Annotated in this window: 19 protein-coding genes; 2 read left to right on the top strand and 17 right to left on the bottom strand. The window is 39.9% G+C overall.

All coding sequences use genetic code 11. The annotated features are described in order from the left end of the window. Window positions 1-20: 20 nt before the first annotated feature. Window positions 21-650, top strand: coding sequence for a lysophospholipid acyltransferase family protein (locus AC3B6D_RS03660; protein ID WP_489774932.1), 630 nt, complete (start codon window positions 21-23; stop codon window positions 648-650). Between the two features lie 50 nt (window positions 651-700). Here AC3B6D_RS03660 and AC3B6D_RS03655 read toward each other — a convergent pair whose 3' ends face one another. From AC3B6D_RS03655 to AC3B6D_RS03640, 4 genes are all read right to left on the bottom strand, one after another. Beyond that, window positions 701-2482, bottom strand: a complete 1782-nt coding sequence (locus tag AC3B6D_RS03655; protein WP_489774931.1) for an ABC transporter ATP-binding protein — start codon at window positions 2480-2482, stop codon at window positions 701-703. A 12-nt stretch (window positions 2483-2494) separates the two neighbouring features. Then, a complete protein-coding gene (locus AC3B6D_RS03650; RefSeq protein ID WP_489774930.1) occupies window positions 2495-4228 on the bottom strand; it encodes an ABC transporter ATP-binding protein in 1734 nt (577 codons plus the stop codon). Window positions 4229-4405: 177 nt separating this feature from the next. Then, the gene (locus tag AC3B6D_RS03645; protein ID WP_489757533.1) at window positions 4406-4624 is read right to left on the bottom strand and encodes a YneF family protein; all 219 of its coding nucleotides are present in this window, start codon (window positions 4622-4624) and stop codon (window positions 4406-4408) included. A gap of 216 nt (window positions 4625-4840) precedes the next feature. Then, window positions 4841-5101, bottom strand: a complete 261-nt coding sequence (locus AC3B6D_RS03640; protein WP_489757532.1) for a DUF896 domain-containing protein — start codon at window positions 5099-5101, stop codon at window positions 4841-4843. A gap of 83 nt (window positions 5102-5184) precedes the next feature. Here AC3B6D_RS03640 and lexA point away from each other — a divergent pair, with 83 nt between their 5' ends. Further along, window positions 5185-5811, top strand: a complete 627-nt coding sequence (gene lexA / locus AC3B6D_RS03635; RefSeq protein ID WP_489774929.1) for a transcriptional repressor LexA — start codon at window positions 5185-5187, stop codon at window positions 5809-5811. Between the two features lie 114 nt (window positions 5812-5925). Here the strand turns inward: lexA and rplS are convergent, their stop codons facing one another. The 13 genes from rplS to recG form a co-directional block, all read right to left on the bottom strand. Next, window positions 5926-6276, bottom strand: a complete 351-nt coding sequence (rplS, locus tag AC3B6D_RS03630) for a 50S ribosomal protein L19 (RefSeq protein WP_489757714.1) — start codon at window positions 6274-6276, stop codon at window positions 5926-5928. Window positions 6277-6395: 119 nt separating this feature from the next. Further along, on the bottom strand, window positions 6396-7127 hold the full coding sequence (gene trmD, locus AC3B6D_RS03625; protein WP_489774928.1) for a tRNA (guanosine(37)-N1)-methyltransferase TrmD: 732 nt from the start codon (window positions 7125-7127) through the stop codon (window positions 6396-6398). Continuing rightward, window positions 7117-7644, bottom strand: coding sequence for a ribosome maturation factor RimM (gene rimM, locus AC3B6D_RS03620; protein WP_489774927.1), 528 nt, complete (start codon window positions 7642-7644; stop codon window positions 7117-7119). Before rimM ends, trmD begins: the two co-directional genes overlap by 11 nt. Window positions 7645-7743: 99 nt before the next feature. Further along, window positions 7744-7998, bottom strand: a complete 255-nt coding sequence (locus tag AC3B6D_RS03615; protein ID WP_489757528.1) for a KH domain-containing protein — start codon at window positions 7996-7998, stop codon at window positions 7744-7746. Between the two features lie 11 nt (window positions 7999-8009). Continuing rightward, window positions 8010-8291, bottom strand: a complete 282-nt coding sequence (rpsP, locus tag AC3B6D_RS03610) for a 30S ribosomal protein S16 (protein WP_489757527.1) — start codon at window positions 8289-8291, stop codon at window positions 8010-8012. 101 nt (window positions 8292-8392) lie between these two features. Further along, window positions 8393-9829: a signal recognition particle protein gene (ffh, locus tag AC3B6D_RS03605; protein ID WP_489757526.1), complete on the bottom strand. Its 1437-nt coding sequence runs from the start codon at window positions 9827-9829 to the stop codon at window positions 8393-8395. Window positions 9830-9862: 33 nt separating this feature from the next. Further along, entirely contained in the window at window positions 9863-10207 is a 345-nt protein-coding gene (locus tag AC3B6D_RS03600; protein WP_489757525.1) for a putative DNA-binding protein, read from the bottom strand. Next, window positions 10200-11549, bottom strand: a complete 1350-nt coding sequence (gene ftsY, locus AC3B6D_RS03595) for a signal recognition particle-docking protein FtsY (RefSeq protein WP_489774926.1) — start codon at window positions 11547-11549, stop codon at window positions 10200-10202. Before ftsY ends, AC3B6D_RS03600 begins: the two co-directional genes overlap by 8 nt. Beyond that, window positions 11536-15096 carry a chromosome segregation protein SMC gene (gene smc, locus AC3B6D_RS03590; RefSeq protein WP_489774925.1) on the bottom strand — a complete coding sequence of 1187 codons (3561 nt, stop codon included), beginning with the start codon at window positions 15094-15096 and terminating at the stop codon, window positions 11536-11538. Before smc ends, ftsY begins: the two co-directional genes overlap by 14 nt. A gap of 12 nt (window positions 15097-15108) precedes the next feature. Next, window positions 15109-15807, bottom strand: a complete 699-nt coding sequence (rnc, locus tag AC3B6D_RS03585) for a ribonuclease III (protein WP_489757713.1) — start codon at window positions 15805-15807, stop codon at window positions 15109-15111. A 39-nt stretch (window positions 15808-15846) separates the two neighbouring features. After that, complete coding sequence (acpP, locus tag AC3B6D_RS03580; RefSeq protein WP_489757522.1) at window positions 15847-16086, bottom strand: acyl carrier protein; 240 nt, start codon at window positions 16084-16086, stop codon at window positions 15847-15849. A gap of 14 nt (window positions 16087-16100) precedes the next feature. Then, window positions 16101-17108, bottom strand: coding sequence for a phosphate acyltransferase PlsX (gene plsX / locus AC3B6D_RS03575; protein ID WP_489769016.1), 1008 nt, complete (start codon window positions 17106-17108; stop codon window positions 16101-16103). Between the two features lie 13 nt (window positions 17109-17121). Beyond that, a complete protein-coding gene (gene recG / locus AC3B6D_RS03570) occupies window positions 17122-19146 on the bottom strand; it encodes an ATP-dependent DNA helicase RecG (RefSeq protein WP_489774924.1) in 2025 nt (674 codons plus the stop codon). Between the last annotated feature and the right edge of the window lie 17 nt (window positions 19147-19163).

The raw sequence follows: 19163 nt of genomic DNA, 5'->3' as shown, positions 1-19163 counted from the left end.
TTAATATTTGAGGTAAAATTATGTTTTATAAATTTATGGTTCCAATTGTTCGCTTTATTGTCTGGTTGCTGAATGGTCACGTACGCTATGAAGGCCGGGAAAATTTACCGACCAATGAATCTTACATTATGGTGGCCCCACATCGTACCTGGTGGGAACCGCTCCTGTTTGCCTTAGCTGTTAGCCCTACTCCCTGTGCTTTTATGGCCAAAAAAGAATTATTTAAAAACTCGTTTTTAGCCTTTATTCTCAAGCACGCCAATGCGTTTCCGGTTGACCGCAAGCACCCGGGACCATCAACTATTAAAACACCTGTCAAAGATCTGAACAAGCGCAATCTCAGTTTGATTATGTTTCCCTCTGGCACCCGTTACTCCAGCCAATTAAAAGGCGGTGCGGTCTTAATTGCCAAATTGTCTAAGAAGCCACTAGTGCCAGTTGTCTACCAAGGTCCAGTCAAATTCACGGGCTTTTTAAAACGACAACGTTGTGTTATCAAATTTGGGGAACCTATCACTATCCCACGGACTCTCAAAGTTAACGAAGAAAATACTGAACTCGTTAACCAACAAATGAGTCAAGCGTGGCAACAAATTGATCATTCTATCGATCCTCATTTTCAATACGTGCCCCCAGTTAAAAAGCAATAATTCTTGCAAAAAAATCTGTCAGCCTAATCAACCTGCTGGCAGATTTTTTATTATGACAAACTTTCACTCTCTTGTAATTGATACAACTCATAATAAGAACCGTGTTGTTTTAATAATTGCTCATGATTACCTCGTTCGACAATCCGCCCATGATCCAACACAATAATTTGCGTCGACTCTTTAATCGTTGACAGGCGGTGAGCAATCGCAATACTCGTGCGCCCCGCACGCAAATTCTTTAAGCCAGCTTGAATCTGCTCTTCCGTTTCCGTATCAATATTAGCAGTTGCTTCATCTAAAACTAAAATTGTCGGATCCGTCACTAATGTTCTGGCAAAGGACAATAATTGCCGCTGCCCAGCCGAGAGACTACTGGTCCCCGGCGTCACTTGAGTTTGATACTTTTGGGGCAATTGTTCAATAAATTCATCAGCATGAACTAATTGAGCGGCTTGTTTAATTTGTTGATCCGTAATTGCTTGATCAAATAAGCGAATATTCGAATTAATCGTCCCATAAAATAAATACGAGTCTTGTAAGACTAAGCCTATCTGGCGCCGAATTTGCTTTAGTGGTAAATGCCTCAGATCATAACCATCAATCAAGATTTGCCCCGAACCATATTCATAAAAGCGTAATAAAATATTGATCATCGTACTTTTACCGCTACCTGTTTGGCCTACAATTCCCAAACTCTCACCCGGCTGTAGTTTAAACGATACATCATGCAGAACTTCTGGCCCATTGGGATAAGCAAAACTCACGTGACGAAATTCCACCGCTCCTTGCGTAATAGTGCCACGATGAGGTAATAACTGTTGGGGACCATATTCTTGACTATCTAAGATTTTGAAGGCGCGCTTACCAGCAACTACTCCATCTTGGAAAAAGGATAAATTATCCATAAAATTAGTAATAGGATTGAAAAACTGACTCACATAAGTGGTAAACGCATATACTACACCAGCCTGCAAAATCCCAATATGATCTTTGAAACCTAGAAGCCCTAAAGCTGCAACTAATGCCAGTGTGTAGAGTAAATTGACAATTGGTGACAATAATAAGGAATTAATGCGGATCATGGATTGGCGCGCTTTCAAATATTGACTATTTGTCGTTTCAAATTCTTGTTGCGTCCGCTTTTGTTGGCGAAAATTTTGAATAATTTGAATGCCCTGAATAGTTTCACTGATTCGCGTATTAATTTCACTTAGTTTATTACGCATATACCGATAAGCCGCCAAACTATACTTATTATAAAGTTTAATCGTCAATAACAATAGCGGTACAAACGCTAAGACGACTAATGCGGTTACCCAATCAGTGACCCACATGGCAATAAAGGCCGCAATAATGGAGAAAACTCCGATCATCCCTGATAAAAAGACCTGCATAAAATCCGAAATGGACATTGTATCATTATTAACGCGCGACACAATCGCCCCGGGAACCACCCGATCAAAATAACTCATCCCTAGTTGGTGTAATTTAGCAAACAACGCCCGCCGCAAGTCTTCTAGCATATACTCACTGCCCATATTAAAGGCAAACGTCGTAACTAATTGCCCAATGGAGCGCAGAATTACCCCTAACAGGTAAAGTAAAGCACAACCAATAATGATAGTTTGCGTCAGAGTAGCCCGAGTCAAATAATGATCCATATAATATTGTAAGAATTTGGGCAACAAAATATTCATCGTTGATTGTAATGTCACTGCTAAGGCCGCAATGATAAACGAACAATAATGCTTGCCAGCAAATTTTAATAATCGCCATACAATCTGATGTTGTTCTTTGGCAGATATGACTTGTTTTTGTTTCACTTCAGACATTAATCTTAGCTCCTAATAATTCATTTGCTGCCGTCGCCACATGACTTGATACCAACCCGGTTGGTGTATGAGTTGTTGGTGCGTACCGCGTTGTTGGATTTGCCCCTGTTGTAAAACTAAAATTTCATCAGCGTCCATCACGCTCCGCAGACGCTGGGAAATAATAATTAACGATTGCTGCTGTGTCCGTAACTGTCGTAAATTGTGATTAATTTGCACCTCAGTTTTAGCATCCAGTGCGGAAGTAGCATCATCAAACACCAGAATCCGTGGCTGTCCTATCACCGCCCGAGCAATCGCTAAACGTTGTTGTTGACCACCAGACAGGTTAACACCCTTTTCACCAATTAAAGTTTGATAACCCGCACTTAGTTCTTGGATATCCGCATCAATCGCGCCGGCCAGTGCCGCTTTTTTGACTGCAGTTTGAGGACTGTGATTATTGCCAAAACGAATATTATCTTGCACTGTAGCTGAAAATAAGAAGCTCGTCTGGGGTACATAACCGATATTTTTTAATAAAGTATCTAAACTGTACTGGCGAATATCCACACCGCCCAAAGTAATTTGCCCTTGGTACTGATCAAACCGGCGTAACAAAAGTTTAATCAAAGTACTTTTACCGGAGCCAACCCGCCCCACAATGCCTAACGTCTGTCCAGGTAACAAGTCAAACTTAATTTTTTGTAATGAAGGAACAGACCCGTCGGGATAAGTAAAACTCTGTAAATCAACTTGCAGTTGGCCACCAGTTACTTGAGTCTGGCCTACATTGGAATCAATAATGGCTGATTTTTCGTTTAAGATCGCTTGAATGCGATCAAAACTCGCATTACCGCGTTCCAAAATATTGAACAAGCGCCCAATCGCAAACATCGGCCACACTAACGCATTGATATAACCCACAAAAGTGATTAATTGACCAATTGTAATCACCTGATTAAGGACTAAGTGTGAACCATAAATAATCGTAATCACATACGTCAAGCCCATGATTAAACCTGTTAAGGGATCAAACAAAGCATCAATAAAGTTCACCCGTCGATTAATCTGAATCGTCTGCTCAACCTTTTGGTCAAAATCGGCAATATCTTCGTGTTCTTGACCAAAAGTTTTAATGACTTTAATTCCGGTCATACTTTCCTGTGTTTTATTACTCAATTGTGAAAAAGCTGCTTGCGACTGAGCAAAGTGATAATGTAACTTGCTTCCTAAAACGCGCGCCATCATGGCTAACAACGGTAACGGCAAAACGGCAATTAACGTCAAACGCCAATCAACCAACCAAACCATCGCTACAATCGTTAAACCACCAGTAATGATCGAATCAGCTAAAGTTAAAATCCCTGAACCAGCAACATTTTGTACAGCCGAAATATCATTAGTCGCATGTGCCATCAGATCGCCAATGCGATGCCGCTTAAAAAAAGGGTCATCCATGTTCAAATAATGCCAGAATAAACGACTACGTAATTGGCGCTCTAATTGTGCCGCACCACTCCAAATTTCGCGGCGCCAACCAAACCGAAACAGATATTGCAAAAGCCCCGCACCTGCTACAATGAGTAACAACCAAATGGTTTTGGTCCAAGTCAACTGGTGTTGATTCACCCAATCTGAAAAGCGTCCAATCGCTTGGGGAATAATTAGATTCGTAATGGCTGTTAAAATCAGAAACATAATACCAATTAAATAATGCTTTTTTTGTTCTTTAAAAAACCAATTCAATTTTTTGAATATTGTCACAATAAAACCTCACGTTTGCACTTTATTAATTTATTTTAACTTTAACAAATATTTTTAATATTTCAACACAAAGAAAGCACTCATTCTAACTAGTAATAGTTAAAATCAGCGCTTTAGCTGTAATCATTGCTGTGATTATTTAGCAGAGCATTTGAAGTTTTAAATTAGTTGACTTCATTATGCTTTTTTGGATTGGTTTTTCATCATTTGCATCATTTGGTTTAATTTCTTTTGTGATGGTTTTTGACCCATTTGTGCCATCATTTGCCGCATCATATCTGGTGAAATAGGTGGGTTGTCTTGCAGATACTTCTTCATATAAGCACGTGCTCCGAAAAAGCCACCAACTAATCCGACAATCAACATTACTATTCCCACTAGAACTGTCACTAACATTATTCATCCACCCTTGACTTATCTTTTAAGATTTAACTAGCAATACTACAATAACAATAAATTTTTTAATATTTTGGAGCCGAGATCAAAATAAGTTTTCGTCAATTTAGACGAATATTTTATTCTGATCATGCTCTCTTAACTTCTTTATTAATACTGTAGCCACTTTTTTAATTATAGCATAGTCATTCCCACTAATTGTGGTTAAATTACAATTTAATCTTCACGCCAGCCTTGTTCGCGCTGAATCTGACGCACTTTTTTCGACGTAACTTCTTTACCAGCCTTATCGTATAACTTCGTATGCTCAATCCGATCTCTTAAGCCGGAACGAAAATTAGCCAAATATTCTTGTCTCAAAGCTGCTTGTTCCCGTTTTTCCTCTGGATCTAAACCCTCATTTTTTTGTTTGTGTGCTAAAGTGTTAATCCGTTGAATTAATTCCGTTTGTTTTTTATTCTCATTAATTTCAGCCATCAAATTCTCCTTTCAACCAATGTCAATTTGAAACTACTACAAACTTATGCTAATCTTAGTTTAAACTTACTAGGAGTGGCGTTATGAGTCAACCAATCAGTGCTAAACAACTGGAAATTTTACAATTTATCTATGATCAACAACAAGAACACGGGTATCCGCCCACTGTTCGCGAAATCGGTCAAGCTGTGAACCTATCCTCAACTTCTACCGTTCACGGTCACTTAGAACGCTTGGAGACTCGGGGCTTTTTAGAACGCGACCCCACTAAGCCCCGCGCCTTGATGTTAACGACTGCTGGTTTAGACAAACTAGATATTCCTAACACGCGCATTCCTATTTTAGGAACCGTTACTGCGGGCCAACCAGCGCTGGCAATCCAAGAAGCTGATGCTGAATACTTTCCGTTACCACCTGATCTGGCGAACGAAAATCAACCACTCTTTATGTTAACCATCCACGGCAGTAGCATGCAAGATGCTGGTATTTTAGATGGTGATCAAGTTATTGTTCGTCAACAAAACACCGCGCAAAATGGTGAAATTGTCATTGCCATGAATGATGATAATGAGGCCACTTGCAAGAGATTTTATAAAGAAACCCATCAATTCCGTTTACAACCGGAAAACGAAGATTTTGCTCCTATTTATTTGACTAATGTTACTATTTTAGGCAAGGTAGTCGGTTTATACCGGTCAGATATTTTTTAAGATTAAACTTAAGAAACTAGTACTGAAAAATTATTTTTTCGATACTAGTTTTTTTATGGTTATCAAAAAGCACAATCAAGAGAGATTGTGCTTTGATAGTTAATCTTTAATTTATTAACGACGCTTTTCAGCAATTCTAGCAGCCTTACCACGACGGTTACGTAGGTAATACAACTTAGCACGCCGAACGCGACCTTGGCGAATTACTTCAATTTTAGCAACTCGTGGTGAGTGTAATGGGAATGTCCGTTCAACACCAACACCACTACTCATTTTACGAACAGTATAAGTTGCGCTAATGCCACTACCGCGACGCTTGATTACAACACCTTCAAATAACTGAATCCGTTCCCGAGAACCTTCGACAACTTTAACAGAAACCCGCACAGTATCTCCTGCGCGAAAATCAGGAATATCATCACGTAATTGGGACTTCGTTACAACATCAATTAAGGGACTCTTCATACCCATATAAATCTCTCCTTTATACTAATACTCTTAAACTTAATAACAGTTCAGCGGAATATTGTTGTCGTGTAATCACACAAATTAGATTATAACACAAAATTTTATTTTTGAAACTTTTAATCATCAGCTGCTTTTAATTGTTGCAAAAAAGCCTGATCTTCCGGACTCAATTGTGCTTTGGCTAATAAATCTGGTCGCATTTGATAAGTCTTCTTTAAGGCTTGTTGATGCCGCCAAGTGGCAATCTTTTGATGATTACCACTTAACAAAATGTCAGGAACTTTCATCCCGCGGTACTCTGCTGGCCGTGTATACTGGGGATATTCCAACAATTCATCGGTAAACGAATCACTATATGCCGACTGGCCATTCCCCAAAACTCCTGGTACAAAGCGCGCAGTAGCATCAATCATTAACATGGCTGCCATTTCACCACCAGTAATGACAAAATCACCAATCGAAAATTTATCCGTCGCCAGCTTTTCAATGCGATGGTCAAAGCCTTCATAATGACCGCACAAAAAAACCAAATGCTGTTCTTGGGCCAACTCTTGGGCCGCCGTTTGATCAAACTTGCGCCCCGCGGGATCTAATAAAATGACCCGTTTGGGAGCAGGATCTGCTTGATTAATTTCATCCATGGCCCGATAAAAAGGCTGAGGCTGCAGTAACATTCCGGCACCACCACCATAGGGGGTATCATCAACATGATGGTGTTTATCTTCAGAGTATTGCCGAAAGTCGCAAATATTTATGTCAATTAATCCCTTTTCTTGAGCCTTACCTAAAAGTGACTCATCCAGTGCCGCAAACATTTTAGGAAACAACGTTAAAATATCAATCTTCATCAATTAATCCTTCTGGTAAATTGACTTGCACTTGTTGCGCTGACAAATCAACCGTCACCAACACATCTTTGAGAATGGGTAACAAAATTTCGCCGTATTTCGCACCTTGAATAACCCAGATATCATTCGGACCTAAATTCCAAATATCCACTACTGATCCCAGTAACCCCCGCTTTTGATCATAAACTGTAATGCCCATAATATCTTTATAATAATATTGACCATCGGGTAATGGTTGCAATTGTTGCGCATCAATCCACAATTCATGCGTTTGAACTTTTTGTGCACTCTCAATGTCCTTAATTTCCGCAAATTGAATGAGCCAAAAGTTCTTCTGAATCCGCGCACTAGTCACCTGAACCGATTGATAATGATCAGGTGCAGTTTCAATGAATAAAGTTTGACCAGGTTGGAAGCGTTCGTCCGCAAAGTCCGTTAAAGCTTGCACTTTAACTTCGCCTTTTAAACCGTGGGTATTTATGATTTTACCAACACGTAAATAGTCTGTTTGGGTCATTAATAACTCCTTTACTTCATGACAAGTGCTAAATTGCCGGCACTTTTAAACCTTAATTTGAAAAATGGCTGCAACTTTTAGCTGCAGCCACCCACCATATTAATCAGTAGTAATTGGTACAATATTTAGTTTAACTCGTTTTGAATTCTGATCATTTTCTAAATAAACAATCGTTCTAATTGCTTGTGCTACGCGACCTTGTTTACCAATGACCCGTCCAGCATCTGCTGTACTCAAAGATAATTCATAAACCAAACAATCTGCTTCATCTTCAACGCGAACTTGAACTTGATCCTTATCATTCGCTAGTGGTAAAACAATTGCTTTAATTAAGGTTACAATGTCAGTTTCCATCTTTGTTAAAACTACTTAGCTTTCTTATTAGCTAATTTCAATTCATGATATTGCTTCATAATGCCTTGTTTTTGTAACAAGTTACGTACTGTATCTGAAGGTTGGGCACCTTTTTGTAACCAATCCAAAATCAAATCAGCATCTAATTTTAAATCTTCTTTGTGTAATGGGTTATAATGACCAACTTGTTGAATAAAACGACCATCACGTGGTGCTCTTGAGTCAGCTACCACAATTCGATAGAAAGGACGACGTTTACTTCCCATACGATGCATCCGAATTTTAACTGCCATAATTAAATTCCTCCATAAATTTAGCTTCTTAACTTAACGTTCAATAGTATACTCGTTTTCTATAATAGTGTAAAGCTTTTTTTCTTTACAAGTAGCAACTTTTAAGATTTGAATCGTTTAACTTTTTTTAGACGCTTTTTCTTACGTTTTTTATTATGGCGCACCATGGAACCCATGGCCATTTTGCCCAGCTTGCCTTGTAAACCGCCGCCCATTAGTTGATCCATGCCGGCAAAATTACCCTTGGACATTTTTTGCATCATGGTTTGCATCTGTTTGAATTGCTTAATCATGCGGTTAACTTCAACAATTGGTCGCCCAGAGCCTGCTGCTAAGCGGCGGCGGCGTGATGGATTTAATAATTCGGGATCTTGGCGTTCAGCAGGCGTCATAGAATAAACAATTGCTTTTAAATGATCCATATCTTTCGGGTCAAGATTCACATTTTGTAAAGCCGGATTGTTCGCCATGCCAGGAATCATCTTCATCAATTCATCCATTGGACCCATTTTTTGCACTTGATCCATTTGATCAATAAAATCATTAAAGTCAAACGAATTCTCCTGCATTTTGCGTGTTAACTCAACCGCTTGTTTATCATCGTATTCTTGTTGGGCTTTCTCGATTAACGTCATCATATCGCCCATGCCCAAGATACGATCAGCCATTCGATCCGGATGGAAAACCTCTAGTGCATCTAATTTTTCACCAGAACCAATAAATTTAATGGGCTTACCGGTGACTGAACGAATGGACAAAGCCGCCCCACCACGAGTATCACCGTCTAACTTAGTCAAAATCACACCGGTAATATCAAGCTGTTCATTAAATCCTTCGGCCACATGCGTTGCCGCCTGTCCAGTCATTGAGTCCACAACTAACAATATTTCATTGGGTTGCGCAACTGCCTTAATCTGACTCAATTCATCCATTAATTGGTCATCAATTTCTAAGCGCCCAGCAGTATCAATTAAGACATAATCATTCTTTTGCTCACGAGCTTGTTGGAGACCGTGTTCCACAATTGACACCGGATTTTGGTCTGTACCTTCATCATAAACCGGAACTGTCAATTGTTGACCGATAGTTTTCAACTGTTCAATCGCAGCAGGGCGATAGACATCAGCGGCAATTAACAAGGGGCGGGCATGATTATTTTCTTGTAGATACTTAACCAATTTACCAGCCGAAGTCGTTTTACCAGCACCTTGCAGCCCAACCATCATAATTACTGTCGGAATTTTGGCTGCTTTATTTAAAGCAACCGCTTCGGTACCCATAATTTTAGTTAACTCTTCATTAACAATTTTAATGATTTGTTGTGCAGGAGTTAAGCTCTCCAAGACTTCACTACCGATGGCTCGTTGGCGCACCGTTTGAATAAAAGTCTTTGTGACATCAAAATTAACATCGGCTTCTAACAATGCCAAACGCACTTCACGCATCATTTCTTTGACATCATTTTCAGTTATTTTACCTTTGCCGCGTAATTTGGCAAACGTCTTTTGGAGCCGCTCACTTAATCCTTCAAAAGCCATATTTATCTCCTCTACCAGTTCCTTGTTTTTTTATCAAACATCTAACTGCTGCAATTTATGAAAAATTGTTTTTAAAGCTTGATCCTGTGGATAATCAGTTTGAATAATTTGCTCTAATTGTGCTAATAAGGTTTCCCGTTTTTGAAATTCTTGACACAAGTGTAACTTCTGCTCATATTTTTCTAAAATTTTAACTGTTCGTTTTAAATTATCATAAACAGCCTGTCGACTGACATGATAATTCTGAGCAATTTCCCCTAACGAAAAATCATCACCATAATATAGTTGCATATACTGATCTTGTTTAGCCGTTAGCAATGGTTGGTAAAAACTATACAAGACATTAACATAATTTTTTTGCGCTAAATTATCATTCATCAGCTTCATCCAATAAGCGGCTAAACAAACCTTGTGCGAATTGCTCTGGGTCAAAGTCCCGCAAATCACTCACTTTTTCACCTAAGCCCACTAATTTAACCGGTATCTGTAACTCATCATTAATTGCCAGAACAATGCCACCTTGCGATGAACCATCTAATTTGGTTAAGACCAACCCGCTTACTTGCGTCACCTTTTGAAACTGCTTAGCCTGGCTCAGCGCATTTTGACCTGTGGTTGCATCAACGACTAATAAAACTTCATGTGGTGCATCTGGCAATTCACGCGTAATAATCCGTTTGATTTTTTCTAGTTCTTTCATCAAATTAGCATTATTCTGTAACCGACCGGCAGTATCTACCAGTAGCACATCATAGTTTTCCATTTGTGCTTTTTGCAAAGCTTCATAAACTACCGCGGCAGGATCACTGCCCGCTTTTTTAGCAACGGTAGTAACCCCTGTCGCTTGGCCCCAGGCTTGTAATTGTTCAATCGCCCCGGCGCGAAAAGTGTCACCGGCAGCTAATAATACCTTGTGTCCTTGCTGTTTCAACCGTGCAGCTAACTTACCGATTGTCGTCGTTTTACCAGCACCATTAACTCCCACAAATAAGATAACATTTAATGGGCGCTGAAAGTCCAAATTCAGTTGATAATCATATTTATGATTATCTGCCCGATATAATTCAACCATTTTTTGAATAATAACGCGCGAAACTTCCGCTTTCGATTTAGCATTCTGTAATTTAACTTCTTCGCGTAAGGCATCAGAAATCTTTAACGACATTTCATAACCAACGTCGGATTGAATTAACAAATCTTCTAAATCATCAAAAAAGTCTTCATCAACTGACCGGAAATTGGCCATAAATGCATTAAATTTATCCCGAAAAGTATGCCGAGTTTTTTGCAGACCTTGACTATATTCTTCTTCCTGAGAATCTGTCTCCTCATCAGTTGCGGGCGCTAACTCTGCATTAGAAGACGCTGCGGTTGTTTCTGAAGTAATGGAATCAGCAGTTTCAGAAACAGCAGAAGTAGCAGCAACTTCGGGCTGCTCGCTATCAGACTCTGCAGTATCGTTTTCAATCTGAGCTTTCTTGTCCTCTGGTTCAGCATTTTCCGTTGTTTGATTTTCCACAGTTTGACTTGTTACTTCTGGTGCATCACTAGCGTCAGTTACAGCTGATTGCTCTGCAGCAGCTGGTTTTAGATTGTCAGCAGTTGGCGCCACTTCTTTGGCATCATCTAATGGTTGTTCAGCTTCGGCTTTTTCGGCTTTTTCGGCTTTTTCATCATCTACAGCTTTTTTATTTCTCTTAAATAAATCAAACAATCCCATGAATGTTTTCAACTCCATTCTGTTCTAATTTAACGGTTAATATCGTAGAAACTCCGGATTCTTGCATCGTTACTCCGTATAAGCGATCTACCTTGAGCATTGTTCCTTTACGGTGTGTAATCACGATAAACTGTGTTGCTTGATCATATTGCTGTAAAAAATTAGCAAAGCGCAACACGTTAGCATCATCCAAGGATGCTTCCACTTCGTCCAAAACACAAAACGGCACGGGCTTAACCTGCAAAATAGCAAATAGCAAAGTGATAGCAGTTAATGCTCGTTCACCACCAGACAGCAAACTCATTCGTTGCAACTTTTTTCCCGGCGGTTGTGCAATAATTTCAATACCACTAGATAAATAATCATCTGGCTCAGTTAACACTAGTTTGGCATGTCCACCACCAAACATCCGCGGAAAAATTTGTTCAAAAGCCGCCGCAACTTGCTGAAACATGGCTGCAAAGCGTTGACTGACTTCGTGATCCATCTCACCCATTGTGGTTGTTAACTGCTGACGTGCGGCCCTTAAGTCTGCACGTTGCTGTGTTAAAAATTCGTACCGGTCTTTAACCTGATCGTATTCGGCAATGGCTGCTAAATTAACTGTCCCTAAATCCGTTAATCCTTGTTGTAGGAGTCGCATTTGATCTTGTGCTTGAGTTAAATCAAAATTAGCTGGCACTTTTGCCATGGCTGCCTCAAAACTGAGGTGGTAATCTTGCTCCAAATGTTTCAAACGCTGCTGTAATTGTTGTTTTATTTCAGCTTGTTGCACCGACAACTGACTTTGCTCATCCATTGCCTGCTGTTGCAAGCCAACTAGGCGCTGATTCAAGGGATTTAACTCTTGAGAAGTTTGTTGAAGCTGTTCGCGTTGCTGCTGGCATTGCGTAATTTGTTGTTGTAATTGCTGCACTTTTTGCGTTAACTGCGTAACTTGCTGATGTAAATCTTGCTTGGTCTGAGCAAAATCATCCTGTGTAACTTGTAGTTGCTGCTGTTCTTGTTGCAGTTGCTGAAGTTTTGTTTGTAAGTCTGCTTGCAACTGCTGTTTTTGCTGCAATTCTTTCTGCTGATTCTGCAAATCATTTTTTGTGACAATGATTTGTGTTTTCGTCGTTTGCAATGTTTGCGCTAAAGAACTCTTTTGTTGGTCCAAATTTTGAATTAAAGCTTGCTGGTGTTGACTGTTTTGCTCAATTTGTTGCAACGTTTGCGCTAAGTCCTGTAATTGTTGACGACTAGCAGCTACTTGTTGTTGAAACTGCTGAATTTGCTGTGCTAAAGCTTGTTGTTGTTGCTTAAAGTCCGCTAATTGGCCTTGGTGTTGTTGGAATTGCTGCTGGTGTAATCGGTAATCACTTTCTAATCGTTGTTGTTTAGGCAACAACTGCTGTAACTGTTGTTCTTGTGTCTTTTTTTGATCACTGACCAATTGCACTTCTTGCTGCAAAGTTTGCACTTGCTGTTGTCTTTTATCTAATTGTTTTTGTGAACTTTGAACAGATTGTGCGAGATGTTTGATTTGCTCTTTTTGCCCCAAAATAGCTAAATTGGCGCGGACTTGCCCGCCAGTCATTGATCCGCCTGGATTAATCAAATCACCTTTTAACGTCACTACCCGGTAACGATGTTGCAATAGGTTACTAACTTTCGTTGCTGTATTAAGCTGATCTACAATAATTAAATTACCAAAAAGGTAATCCACGATATTTTGTAAATCAGGATTAATCTGTACCACATCACTCGCTAGCTGCCAATTAGTTAACGCTTGTAAAGCTGACAACTGTTCAGGCCAGATCTTCCGACTTTTCATCACCGTCTGCGGTAAAAAAGTAGCCCGTCCTTGCCGATGTTGCCGTAAATAGTCAATCGCAGCCCTCGCACTAGCTTGATTGGTCGTAACAATCGACTGCAAAGCTGAACTAGCAGCACTTTGAATGGCCACTTGATAAGTTTCTGGAACATTGATTAACTCTGCTACAACTCCAATGACACCACTTAATTGGGCTGCCAAAATTGCCCGTACACCTTGATAAAAACCTTGGTGTTGTTGTTGAATTTTTTGTAGCGATTTTAACTCAGCTTGAACTTGTTGCACCGTTCGTAATTGTTGATAATACTGATTTTGAGCTGCTTGTAATTGCTGCTGCGTTTGCTGGTACTTTAACGTCACTTGCTGAACACTTTGCTGTTGTGTTTTTAACTGTTGGTGCTGTTGTTGAACTTGCGCATTTAATTGCGTTAAGTGTTGTTGTTGGGTTTGACCAGCAGCTTGTTGTTCAGCTACTGTTTTAGTGACAACCTGGAGCTGTTGTTGACTTTTCTGCAATTGTTCTGTTTGAAACTGCAACTGCTTAGTCAATGCTGCTTGCTGTTGCAAGTTCGTAACACGTTGCTGTTGTAAGTCGGTCACAGTTTGTTGAATTTGTTGGGGATCCGTTTTTAAATCGGACTGTTTTTGTTGCAAAGTAGCTTGCAAAGCAGCCAATTTAGTTTGCAGGTTTTGCTCAGCAGTGGTTAAATTGGCGATTTGGGTTTGCGCAAGCTGCTGTTGTTGCTGTAAATCTTCTTGTTGCTGCTGCAATGTTTGATACTGAGCATCACTATTATTCCAGCGCTCGGCGTGGAGGGTAGCTTGGCCTTTAGTTTCCGTCAGTTTTTGACTTAATTGCGTCAATTGCACCTGTTTTTGGTCCAATTTCAAAGCTAATTGTTCTTGAGCTTGATTATTTTCACTAACTTGTTGATTAGTGGTCGTCAAGCGTTGACTAATATCAGCCAAGCGTTGTTTGATAGATCGTCTTTTTTGTAATAATGTGGTTTGCTTTTGATTCAAATCGGCAATCTCAATTGCTAAGACCTGTTGTTCCAGGTGACTAAACTTGGCTTGCTGCTCTTGATAATCACGAGCCAGACTGGCTTGTTCTTTGAGTGGTTCCACCTGTCTTGCTAACTCAGTAACAATGTCATTAACTCGCTGTAAATTGTCATCAGTCTGCTCTAATTGTTGCTGCGCCTGCTTTTTCTTTAGTTTAAAACTAGCGACACCAGCTGCTTCTTCAATAATAAACCGACGATCTTGTGGCTTATTATTAAAAATAGCTTCGACATTACCTTGCGACATGATAGCCATAGAGTGTTTACCCAAGCCGGAACTTAAGAATAAATTCGTAATTTCTTTGAGTCGAACTTTACGGTTATTGATCAAAAAATCACTCTCACCATTGCGAAATAGTCGCCGAGTAACTTGTACTTCATCATGGTCAAATTGCAATTGCCGATCACGATTATCAAACTTGAGCACCACTTCTGCCCGATTTAACGGCGCTCGTGTGGCGCTGCCCGCAAAAATAACATCTTGCATATTATCGCCACGTAAACTTTTGGGTGATTGTTCACCCATTACCCAACGAATAGCTTCGGTGAGATTGCTCTTACCACTACCATTGGGACCGATAATCCCCGTAATGCCTTCATCAAAATGAAGCGTTGTTTTGTCTGCAAAAGACTTAAAACCCATCATTTGTAGTGCCTTTAAGACCAAACAAAACTCCTCCTATTTTTGATGCAATTTCTGTAATTGCCGGTGAGCTGCCTGTTGTTCTGCATCTTTTTTACTGTGACCCACGCCCATTGTTAAGGGTTGTTGATTAACTACCAACTGAACTGTAAAGACCGTCTGATCATCAGAGCCTTCCGTCTTCAAAACTTGATAATCAATTTGCACATCACCGTTTTGTTGCAATTCTTCTTGTAACTCTGTTTTAAAGTCATTATCATCACTAAATTCGCCCGCATCAATATGCCGATAAACCACTGCTTGCAAAAAAGTGACCACTTTGTCATTGCCTTGGTCTAAATACAAAGCTCCCACAAAAGCTTCAAAGACGTCTTCTAGTAACGTATCACGGTTACGTGAACCAGCTTTTTCCTCACCATTACCTAAGCGAATAAACTGTGGCAAGCCTACTTCGCGACAAAAGCGCGAAAAACTGGCTGTACAAACAATATCTGCTCGTAATTTGGTTAGTTGTCCTTCAGGTAATTGTGGAAATTTTTTAAAAATATATTCTGACACATTTAACTCTAAAACCGCATCACCTAAAAATTCTAAGCGTTCATAATCTTTAACCGCTAACTCGCGGTGTTCATTTGCAAACGAAGAATGTGTCAAAGCTGAATGCAATAAATCCATATTGTGAAATTTAATTTGATAATGATCAGCTAATAGCTGTACTAATTGGTGATCATCCATTGTTTTATTTTTAGTCAAAGGTCAAATAACCCCCATTTATTATTGTTGTGAAACAATATAATCAACTGCCGCCCCAACAGTTTGGATTTTAGCAGCTTCCTCATCAGGAATTTCGGCACCAAAATCATCTTCTAATTCCAACTCAAATTCCACCATATCAATGGAATCAGCTTTTAAATCTTCTTGAAAATTAGTTGCATCCGTAATTTTATCGACTGCAACACCAAAGCGTTCGCTTAACATTTGAGCAATTTTTTGAAAAATATCTTCTCTATTCATAATTAACTGATCTCCTAATTATTAGTTTTTTGTTCTTGATTAAAGTAAGCCATTACTTTATCAAGCATTCCCTTATTATACATCATTCTCAATTGCGCTAAGGCATAATAGACCGTACGTGCATCTGAAGACCCGTGTGATTTAACAATTGGGGCTTTAGCACCCATCAAAACTGCACCACCGTATGTGGAAACGTCAAATAAAGATTTAATCGACTTGAGCGCTGGTTTAGCTAACAGTGCTCCCGTTTTCGCCCGCAAACCATTATTGAGTAATGCCGCTTTTAATTCTTTAATGACTAATGAAGCGGTCCCTTCAATCGCTTTTAAGACCGCGTTACCAGTAAAACCATCAGTCACTACTACATCGGCAGCACCAACTAATAAATTATCAGCTTCCACATTACCAACAAAATTAATTCCTGGTAACTCTTTTAATGCTTGATAAGCTTGCTGGTGTAACTTATCACCCTTATCATATTCACTACCATTGTTCAATAAACCAACTCGTGGCTGAGCAGTATTTAAAACTTCACTGGCATAAAACGAGCCCATCACAGCCCATTGTGTCAAATAAGGAACTTTAACCTCCGCATTGGCCCCCGCGTCCAAAAAGACAAAAGCATTGTTTTGACCAATCATGGGCATCGTGGGCATTAAGGCCGGGCGAGAAATATTTTTCAAACGTCCCACAATAAAAATTCCCGCAGCTAACAATGCCCCGGAATTTCCTAACGAAATCATTGCATCGGCTTGACCAGCTTTCACTGCTTGCGCAGCTAGAACCATTGATGAATCCTTTTTTTGCCGAATAGCTTTCATGGGCTCATCCGTGCCTAAAATTTGGGTCGTAGTATGCACAATTTCAATTCTCTTAGAATCTTGTAAATATTGTTTAATTGCCGTTTGATCGCCAAATAGACTAAATTCTAAATCTGCAAATTCATTCCGGGCTCGCTCTACTCCTTGTACGACCACTTCTGGTGCGTGATCGCCACCCATGACATCAACTGCAATTTTCATTCAAATAACCTCACTAATCTAAATTATCATGTATTACTGTTTGTAAATATTGCTTTAATTGGGGAAATTGAGTCAAATTAGGATCCGTTTGCATCAATTTTCGTGCTTCTTGGTAAGCAATATCAAGCATTTTAACATCACTCACTGGATCTGCCAATTCAAACTGTGGCAAACCCGATTGTTGATCACCAAAGAAGTCCCCGCTACCACGTAATTCTAAATCTTTTTGTGCTAACTTAAAACCATCATTGGTTTGTGTCATAATTTTTAAACGTTGAATTGCCGTTTGGTTCGCAGGGTCTCCCACTAAAATACAGTAGGCTGCTTGTTGGCCACGACCAACCCGCCCCCGTAATTGATGTAACTGCGATAAACCAAAGCGTTCAGCATTTAAAATAATCATGACCGTCGCATCTGGCACATCCACGCCAACTTCAATGACCGTTGTAGCGATTAAAATATCCAATTGGTGTTGTTTAAACTGTTCCATTGTCTGCGCTTTATCGGCCGCTGTTAATTGTCCGTGCACTAGTCCAATTCGTGCTTGGGGAAACTGTTGTTGCAATTCTTGATAGAGGGTTTTGGCACTAGTTAAAGTCATCTTATCGGAGTCCTCGACCAGTGCGGTAACGATAAAAATTTGAGCTTGTTGCTGAAGCTGCACCGTCATAAAATGACGGACTTGCTCTAACTTATTGGAGCGCAACCAGTAAGTTTTAACTGCTTGGCGCCCCGCGGGTAATTCATCAATAATTGATAAATCCATTTCACCATAATAAGTAATTGCTAAGGTCCGCGGAATCGGCGTGGCTGTCATTAACAAGACATCGGGATTGCCTCCCTTTTGGCGTAAGGCCTTCCGCTGGCGAACACCAAAACGATGTTGCTCATCAATCACTACTAATCCCAAACGTTGATACTGGACCGCCGTTTGAAAAACTGCTTGCGTTCCAATAATAATGTTCGTATGACCTTGTTGAATATTATTCAAGATCAACTTTTTTTGTGGCGCCTTTAGCGAGCTGGTTAGCAAACTAGTTGTCATTTGAAATTGCTCAAATAACGGCGCCAGTTTTTGATAATGCTGCTGTGCCAAAATTTCGGTGGGGGCCATTAAAACCGTCTGGTAACCCGCCGTTACTGAGGCAAACATCGCCGTGGCCGCAACGGCAGTTTTACCACTGCCTACATCACCTTGTAATAGGCGATTCATCGGTTGGGGCGCTTTTAAATCAGTTAAAATTTCCGTTAAAACTTTTGTTTGTGCTGCTGTTAATTGAAACGAAAAATCACTCACAAATTGCTGCACATATTGTTCGTCATAATGTTGTGCCAAACCTGCTGTCTGCTTTTGCGTAGTTACTTTTAAATCACATAGCCGTAAACTGTACAAAAATAATTCCCGAAATTTAGCACTTCTGCGAGCCAAATGGGCTTGTTGTTTGGACTTTGGAAAATGCATCCCCACAATAATTTGTTGATCAGTTAATAAGTGATAGGTTTGCCGCAGAGCAAGCGGAACAAGATTGGGAACTTGGGGCAAATATTGGTCGACGGCTTGGTGAATCAGCTTAATTAAACTTTTTTGCGAGACTTGCCGATTAGTGGGGTAAATGGCCGCCAGTTGATTAGTTGCTTGATCATCACTGAGAACTTTCATCCCCGTCAAAGATCGTTTAGCCGCATCAAAACGCCCATAAATCAAAACTTCTTGACCAACTGTAAACTGGCGCTTTAACCACGGTTGATTAAAAAAAGTCACTGGGATCGTTTCATTGTCAACCAATAAACGAACAATGACTAAATTTCTTTTACCACCTAAACGTTTAAGTAAAGCGGGACTACCCACAACTCCTTTTAAAACTACTTTTTCCTGATCACTAATTTCAGCAAGTGTCTTAACAATAAGATCGTTATAGCGTTTAGGAAAAAAATAAAGTAGGTCACGTACCGTAGTAATTCCTAAAGTTCCTAATGCAGCTTGAACTTTAGGACCAACACCCTTTAAATAACTAACCGATTGTAATAATTCTTGCATACTGGCTCCTTAGTGCA

This window comes from Bombilactobacillus sp. ESL1097 (genome assembly GCF_058107205.1).
The sequence above is the reverse complement of the archived record's forward strand: the minus strand, read 5'-3'. Positions and strand labels throughout refer to the sequence as shown.